This window comes from Candidatus Nitrosotalea sp. FS (assembly GCF_011319475.1).
Lineage (GTDB): Archaea > Thermoproteota > Nitrososphaeria > Nitrososphaerales > Nitrosopumilaceae > Nitrosotalea.
The window spans coordinates 1-7364 of the sequence record NZ_RCMC01000300.1 but is presented as its reverse complement, the minus strand read 5'-3'; the positions used below and the strand labels follow the sequence as shown (position 1 = coordinate 7364).

Below are 7364 nucleotides of genomic sequence, written 5' to 3'. Positions count from 1 at the left end.
CTTCCAAATATTCTTCTCCTACTGTCTTCAGTAGGTGTGATACGATGATATCAAGCGGAGTCCCACGTTGACATTCTGGACATCTTGTAAAGACCCATCCTGCGCTCATTACTTTTTTTAGGCCCATGTCGGTGAATTTGCCACAAACTAGACATACTGCCAATTCGAATCTTCTCTCTTCTTACTTGGGCGGTAATCCTGGCGGTGCGGCAAGTCCTAATGCTGATGCGTATCTTAGGAAGGTGTCAATTCCAGAGACTACAATTCTTGCTCTTATGACTAGGATTTCAATTCCTACAAGAGACACGGACAGGTTTGCATCAATAACTAAACCCTTGTCCAATATTCTATCTACTAGATCGTAGATATTCAGCATGGGTCTGTACATTTGTTGTTGTGACATTTTCTAGACTTTTCAACTAGGGAATTCTATGTTATAAAGTTCTCTGATAGATTGTTCTAGTAGAATGTTCTAGTTGATGTACTAATGCCTGATTGTATGATGCTAGCCACAAATCATGTCTAGTAAAATACATGTCAAATCATGTTTAGGAATTATTTCTATATGTAATATTATCCTGTCTTACTTTCTTTCCAGTTCCGAATTGATGTGTGTTACTAGATCACTAATTGTGATTGGTTTTCGTATGAAACATTTTACTTCTAGACTGGGAAACATTTTTCTAAATTCATCATAGTACACTTCAAATGCAGTAAAAAAGCAGATCTTTGCCTTGCTGTCATTTTTCTTTTTAATTTCACGATACAATTCAAAACCGTTCATCTTGGGCATCCTGATATCAATTAACATCAAGTCATACACATCTGGTTTGAAATCTTCAAGTGCCTTCATTGGATCATTGTGTGTATGGACTTCGAATCCTTTTCTTTCTAATCCATTTTTTACAGATGAAGTAATATCTGGTTCATCGTCAATAACTAGAATCTTTTTCATGTCTCGTATTGATTCCTGCTGCTTAAAACTTTACTGGAACACCTGATGGTTTGTCAAATCTTCTGGGTGTATCTTGATTGGTATTTGAAATGAAATTGTAGCGCCGCTTCTATTGAGATTATTTTGAGCCCAAATCTTTCCGTCATGGGCTTCAACAATGTTTTTTGAAATGTAGAGGCCAAGTCCCACGCCGTTTTCAGAGGATGTGGCAAACTTTGAAAATAACCTTGAAGCAACATGTTTGTCTATTCCGATTCCACTGTCGTCAACAGATACAATTACTTGGTCATCTTGCTTGATTACTCTTATTGAGATGTTTCCCCTTTGAGTAAATTTGAAAGCGTTATCAATCAAATTTGATATCACTTGGGTAATGCGATCCTTGTCTGCGTATACAAAAATACGCCCTTTTGGAGAAAACAAAAATTGTATGTTTCTAGTTTTTATGCCTGAATTACGCATATGCATGACAAAATCCTGTATTATTGATGAAACAAGCCCGTTGATCTCAAATCTCTCGTTTTTTAGTGTGAGGGTATGGTTTTCCACTTTTGTAATGTCTAAAAGGTTTTTAGATAATCTCTGAAGCCTAAGCGCGTTTCTATATATTGCCTCTATGTATTCGGGATGAATTTCATTGGGATTGGAGTAAAGCAGCTCTGAATATGTCAATATGGATTGGACTGGAGTTTTTATTTCGTGACTTGCAATGTTGACAAACTCGTCCTGAATTTTGCCATATTTTTTATCGATATCAAAAGAGCTGGATGTATGCTCAAAGACTGGCCCTGACTTGATTGTTGTCTTACTGTCAAAAGTCAATTCAGAAAAATTGTTTGACATGTCTATTATCAAGCGCGAAATATTGTTTGCCTTTTTGATATTTCTTGTCTAGGCATATTAATCACAATTTGCTGTATGTGAATATTAAGCGCTATGGTACAATGNTGGCGTACCAGTCTGTAATTTTTTTACAATGATTTCATTGCATGAATTGACTTAGACTATTGGGCCCAAACTGATCTCATGGTTCTTTGGATATGCAGTAATTGCATAAAGGTGAGACCATGGAGTTTCTGACTGGNGTCTGTAAATTTTTTTATAGTGATATTTTGATATGAATTGACCTTTAGACTATTGGTCCCAAACTGATTTCGTGGTTCTTTGGAGATGCAGCAATTGCATAAAGATGAGACCACGGCGCTTCTGACTGGAGACACAACGTTCCGTCAATCTCAAGTATGAGTAAACGTATGTCTGCAATCTCTGATAGATGTGTGTGCTTGTTATCTGGTAAGCGTCTTGAGACAAAAATGGACAAGTCAGAATTTGATTTTATAAATGACAAAGACTCGTGATTTGTCTTGTTAGATTCATTTGAAAACCCATCTACCATCTCTGGACCAAGTATTGTCAATAGCATCTTTTTTTGATATTTCTTTTTAATTTTCTGTATTGTATCTTGGATCTGGTCTGATTGATTATCTACACTTGCACTGAGTGGAACAGTTGATTTTTTTGATTGGGCACNTATTGTATCCTGGATCTGGTCTGGTTGACTGTCTACATCTTCACTGGATGGAGCAGTTGATTTTTTTGATTGAGTAGTCGTGATAATTTTTATCAAGTCATTTCNTTTCTTTTTAATTTTCTGTATTGTATCCTGGATCTGGTCTAATTGACTATCTACACTTCCACTGGATGGGACAGTTGATTTTTTTGATTGAGTAGCCGTGATAATTTTTATCAAGTCATTTTGCAAGCCATGTGATTTTACGTACTGTGATACCATGGCATGACCTGTTTTTTCAAAGGGTTGGAATATCAAGAGATTTTCACTTGCGATAAAATTTGCAATTACCTTGCCAAGAAAGGCAAACGCAACCTTGGCGTTTACATGGGGTCCAAGTTCTATGCTTGCCATGCCTCCCGTCGGGAATCCTCCACCAAACATCTCGTCTAATTCATGATATCCTGTGGTAACATGAGACTTGGCTCTGAGAAGATCTTTTTTGGCATTATTATTTGACTGGAGAAAACGTGAAAAATCTACAAACTCTGATGGGTGGTAATGATCATAACTANGAGAAGATCCTTCTTGGCGTTATTATTGGACTGGAGAAAATGTGCAGAATCTAGAAACTCTGATGGGTGATAGTGATCATAACTGTGGAATATGCCATTGTTGACTGAAAACATGTATGCAGGCTTGTTTATCCTGACTCCGCGCAGTTTGGATAATACAATTTCGCGTATTACTCGCTCGTTGTAATATTTTTGCCTTAGCTCTNGAGAAGATCTTTCTTGGCGTTATTATTGGACTGGAGAAAACGTGAAAAATCTACAAATTCTGATGGGTGGTAGTGATCATAGCTGTGGAAGATGCCATTATTGACTGAAAACATGTACGTAGGCTTGTTTATCCTGACTCCGCGAAGTTTGGATAATACAATTTCACGCATTACTCGCTCATTGTGATATTTTTGCTTTAATTCCACTATGCCGTCTGTTAGAAAATCAAGTGTCCTGTCTTCTGGATGCTCTGTCACAAAAATTAATTTTCCACCTGCTCGCTCTCTCCATGTTTGTAACACCTTGGAATTGCTCATTGAGGCCTCCTTGTCCATGAAAACCCCAATCGAGTCCCAAGAATCAATTACAATGGTTGGAGCTTTTACATCCATCAACTCGTTTGTAATGCGCTCAAAAAGTGCAACTGGCTCATCAAGTCTGCCATCAACAAATATTGGATGGGTGTTTTTTTCGTTTTCAAGTTCATCTGGTATGGCATCTGGAGTTTTTCTTGGTTGGCTAAAAAATTCATCCATCCATGTATGATACTGGAAAAGCTGGTCTGGAGAAACTCGTGTTGAAATGTACAAACAATCCTTGTTCATGTTTAGTGTTCGCAGGATGCTGAGGGCAAGTGTGGTCTTTCCAGTTCCAGTGTGCCCTTTGATAAGTAACGAGTATGATTCTTGTCTTAGGAAATGAGCAAGCTCTACTGGAATTTTGACTTTATTGTCTATGTGTTGGCTATCATCAATGTCTTTTGTCATTAATTCACCTTGAAACTCGATCAATTATATGAAAATGTGGTATTTGAAGTATGGTGCATTTTTCTACAACCTGATGCACCAATACTATATTCTAGTGAGTTATTGCGATACTAATTCTATTACTGCCTCGATATCTTTCCAGCATGACCTGTGGTACCATTTTTCACCATAAATTATTTCTCCTGCAGAAAATTGCATCTCGTTTTTACATGCAAAACATCGTGGAATGCAAAAACTGGCCTTCTGCGATGCAATATCCTGTGTGTGTGCATGTTTTTTTTCGTTTGTCCCCAAAAAATGGGGATGGTGTCCTTCTTCAGAGTCATTGTGTGCATGTGATAGCGAACTATGTCTTATCATCATCTATGTTACTTGCATTCGAAGATTAACTACATTTACGTACAAAGCACTATAACATTTGTCTGTCTTTGTCTTTCCGTCTATGGCTACTTTTTACNACTACATTTACGTACAAAGCACTATAACATTTGTCTGTCTCTGTCTTTCTGTCCATGACTACTTTTTGTCTTTGAAAAATGATTACTTTACAGTGACAGACTTTGCCAAGTTTCTTGGATAGTCTGGGTCTGTTTGTTTTTCAAGTGCGGTATAATACGAAAGAAGCTGTATTGGAATTATCTCAAGAAGAGGGTAAAATGGTTCGCTGGTGGAAGGAATTTTAATCCAATGATCATATATTGGATGGTTCTTGTCAGATATCCCAATCACCTTTGCCTTGCGAGCTTTTATTTCATGTGTGCTGGATAATGTATCCACATAAGTGGAATCGTTTGGATTTATTATGATTACACATACATTGGTGTCCATGAGTGCAAGAGGTCCGTGTTTTAATTCGCCACCTGGCAGGCCTTCTGCATGGATGTAGGTCAATTCCTTTAGCTTTAGTGCTGCCTCTGATGCAATGGGGAAATGGATTCCCCTGCCAAGTATATAGACATCAGATGCATTCTTGAGTTCTTTTGATATCTTGCGAATGTATTCATGATTAGACAAAATTTCATTCATGGATCTTGAAATTTGCTCAAAATCAGGTTTCAAGGAATCGTCTGCCAAACTATTGNTCAGATGCATTCTTGAGTTCTTTTGATATCTTGCGAATGTGCTCGTGATCAGACAAAATTTCATTCATGGATTTTGAGATTTGCTCAAAATCAGGTTTCAAGGAATTGTCTGCTAAACTATTGGCAATCTTATACAAGATTGCAAGTTGTGCTGTAAAGCTTTTTGTGGCAGCCACTCCAATCTCAGGTCCGCAGTTAAGACCAACAGAATGCAAAGACATGTGCACAAGAGATGAGGTCATGATGTTTACAATTGATGTTATCTTGGTGCCCCTACTTGACGCAGTCTTTACTGTTTCCAGTACATCTGCGCTCTCTCCGCTCTGAGATAAAGCTATTAGAACCGACTTGTCATCAAAGTAATCTGGATAAAATCTTGCTTCGCTTGAGATTATTGGCTCTATGATGATTTTACCATACTTAAGAAAAAGATGTTTTGCAACAAGGGCTGCATTGTAACTTGTACCGCTTCCTGTGACGTAGATTTTTTTAGCATTTTTTAACAGATTGATAGTATCATCAAGTTCCTTTTTGCATGTTTGGCCAGCCTTTGTTATGGTAACTGGTTGCTCTGAAATCTCCTTTAGTGTAAAATGTGCATATTCTCCCTTGTAAACATCTGAGAATTCTTTTGAAACCTTTGTAATCTGATGTTTGACTGGACTGCCAGAGAAGTTGAAAAACTGTAGATACCCGCTTGAATCCATGATGACAATTTCTTTATTGTCTGGGTAAATCACATCATCTGTATATTCTACAAATCCAAGTACATCGCTTGATACAAAATAACCATTTTTTCCAATTCCTATTACCATGGGTTCGTGAAATTTCGCTGCTGCAAGTGTTCCCTGTTCAAATACTGCTACAAATGCGTATTCGCCTTTTAATACAGAAACTGTCTGCATCATTGATTTTTTTATGTCTCCTGTATTGTCAAAGTTATACTGTAGCAGGTTTGCTATTACTTCACTATCTGTTTCACTCTTGAAAAAATACCCCTTGTCTTGCAGTTCTTTTTTTAGTGTACTGTAATTGTCTATTATTCCATTGTGAACTATGGCAATTTGACCTGTGCTTGATTTGTGTGGGTGTGCGTTGGTGCCATTTACGGCACCATGTGTTGCCCATCTAGTGTGGCCTATGCCTATATTTCCTATAAGTAATCGTAATTTCTCTGCACTGTCCACCTCTGATACTTTACCTACGCCTTTTCTTACATCAATGTGGTCACTAACAATTGTGGCCACACCTACACTGTCATATCCTCTGTATTCCATGCGTTTTAGCCCCTTTACAAGTACCTGTGCTGCAGCACCATTACCGGTGTATCCAATTATTGAGCACATTCAAACTATATCATTTGCTTTACATCATAAATCGATTGTCTAACAATTTCCTGTAATTATCTTCTGGAATGGTTACACAAATTTTTTATCTGTAAAATATTATTCTGTCCTGTTACACACTGCCCCTTTTTAGTAACATTTTGTACACAGAAATGTATTGGCAAATCAGGTAACACATGACGAAAATCACAAAAGATCGATTGCAGGTACCAGTGTTGATCAAAAGTCGGTGTATTCACAATCTGCATGTGAGCATTTGTATGATGGCAAGAAAAAACGGACTGAATTTGGTCAGCTTTTTCAGATCTTGGAATATATCTGGTCGTCAGATGATACAAAAATCTCTTCAATATCCAGATCTAATAACATGTCACATGATGCTGCAACTAGAAATTGTGAAAAACTCGTAAGCCTGGGACTTGTTACAAGAGAGGTTACATATGATGCTAAAAGATACAGGCTCACAAGCGAAGGCAGATCTTTTCTAAATGATTGTAGAAATTTTGGAGATATTTTGTGTAGATATAACATGTGTCATGCGCTATACTGCTGGCAAAAAAGGCAAAATCCTGAGCAAGACTTCTAATTTGTATATGTCCCAAAATATCACCTGAATTAATTTATTAAAATTAGAGTAACATTTTAACTGAAAAAAAATCTATACTCATCACACAGTAAAGTCTGTGCATACGTGAATATCCTTTGAATTCTAACTAGAAGACAGAAATGGCGGCATTGCGGAAATCATATTCCATATTTGGCATACTTGCCATTTTTGCACTTTTACTGGTACCTCCAACAAATAGTATTTCTATAAATCCATTATCCTCACCAGATACTGCATCTGCTGCTACGGGTACAGGTTCTATTGTCTTAAATGGAGTCCAAACAGCATCTAAAACGCTAACATCGTCGCCATACC

The 7364-nt window shown here is 37.4% G+C and carries 8 protein-coding genes and 1 pseudogene; 1 reads left to right on the top strand and 8 read right to left on the bottom strand.

Annotated elements, in window-relative coordinates; translation table 11 throughout:
- Positions 1-181: 181 nt before the first annotated feature.
- The 7 genes and pseudogenes from gvpJ to glmS all read right to left on the bottom strand — a co-directional run.
- Complete coding sequence (gvpJ, locus tag DYY66_RS12230; protein WP_166289891.1) at positions 182-388, bottom strand: gas vesicle protein GvpJ; 207 nt, start codon at positions 386-388, stop codon at positions 182-184.
- A gap of 195 nt (positions 389-583) precedes the next feature.
- Positions 584-955: a response regulator gene (locus DYY66_RS12225; protein ID WP_166289886.1), complete on the bottom strand. Its 372-nt coding sequence runs from the start codon at positions 953-955 to the stop codon at positions 584-586.
- A 30-nt stretch (positions 956-985) separates the two neighbouring features.
- On the bottom strand, positions 986-1798 hold the full coding sequence (locus DYY66_RS12220; protein WP_166289883.1) for a sensor histidine kinase KdpD: 813 nt from the start codon (positions 1796-1798) through the stop codon (positions 986-988).
- Between the two features lie 1448 nt (positions 1799-3246).
- Positions 3247-4014 (bottom strand): gas vesicle protein GvpD P-loop domain-containing protein (locus tag DYY66_RS12210; RefSeq protein ID WP_304515765.1); only part of this gene is annotated, 768 nt, incomplete at its 3' end.
- 99 nt (positions 4015-4113) lie between these two features.
- Entirely contained in the window at positions 4114-4374 is a 261-nt protein-coding gene (locus tag DYY66_RS12205) for a hypothetical protein (RefSeq protein ID WP_166289874.1), read from the bottom strand.
- 180 nt (positions 4375-4554) lie between these two features.
- Positions 4555-5095: pseudogene (locus tag DYY66_RS12200) on the bottom strand (SIS domain-containing protein); the annotation flags it as partial.
- A 1-nt stretch (position 5096) separates the two neighbouring features.
- Positions 5097-6442: glutamine--fructose-6-phosphate transaminase (isomerizing) (glmS, locus tag DYY66_RS16755; RefSeq protein ID WP_394352658.1), on the bottom strand; the 1346-nt coding region annotated here is incomplete at its 3' end.
- A gap of 229 nt (positions 6443-6671) precedes the next feature.
- Between glmS and DYY66_RS16750 the strand changes: the two genes are divergently transcribed.
- Positions 6672-7028: a winged helix-turn-helix domain-containing protein gene (locus DYY66_RS16750; protein ID WP_394352659.1), complete on the top strand. Its 357-nt coding sequence runs from the start codon at positions 6672-6674 to the stop codon at positions 7026-7028.
- Positions 7029-7155: 127 nt separating this feature from the next.
- On the opposite strand, the gene DYY66_RS12185 is transcribed toward DYY66_RS16750, so the two are convergent.
- On the bottom strand, positions 7156-7364 hold a 209-nt coding region (locus tag DYY66_RS12185), incomplete at its 5' end, for a hypothetical protein (protein WP_166289866.1).

What these genes read in the sequence shown, in the direction of transcription:
- DYY66_RS12205 (WP_166289874.1), bottom strand. Translation starts at nt 4,374, where the DNA reads ATGATAAGACATAGTTCGCTATCACATGCACACAATGACTCTGAAGAA.
- DYY66_RS12225 (WP_166289886.1), bottom strand. Translation starts at nt 955, where the DNA reads ATGAAAAAGATTCTAGTTATTGACGATGAACCAGATATTACTTCATCT.
- DYY66_RS12220 (WP_166289883.1), bottom strand. Translation starts at nt 1,798, where the DNA reads ATGTCAAACAATTTTTCTGAATTGACTTTTGACAGTAAGACAACAATC.
- gvpJ (WP_166289891.1), bottom strand. Translation starts at nt 388, where the DNA reads ATGTACAGACCCATGCTGAATATCTACGATCTAGTAGATAGAATATTG.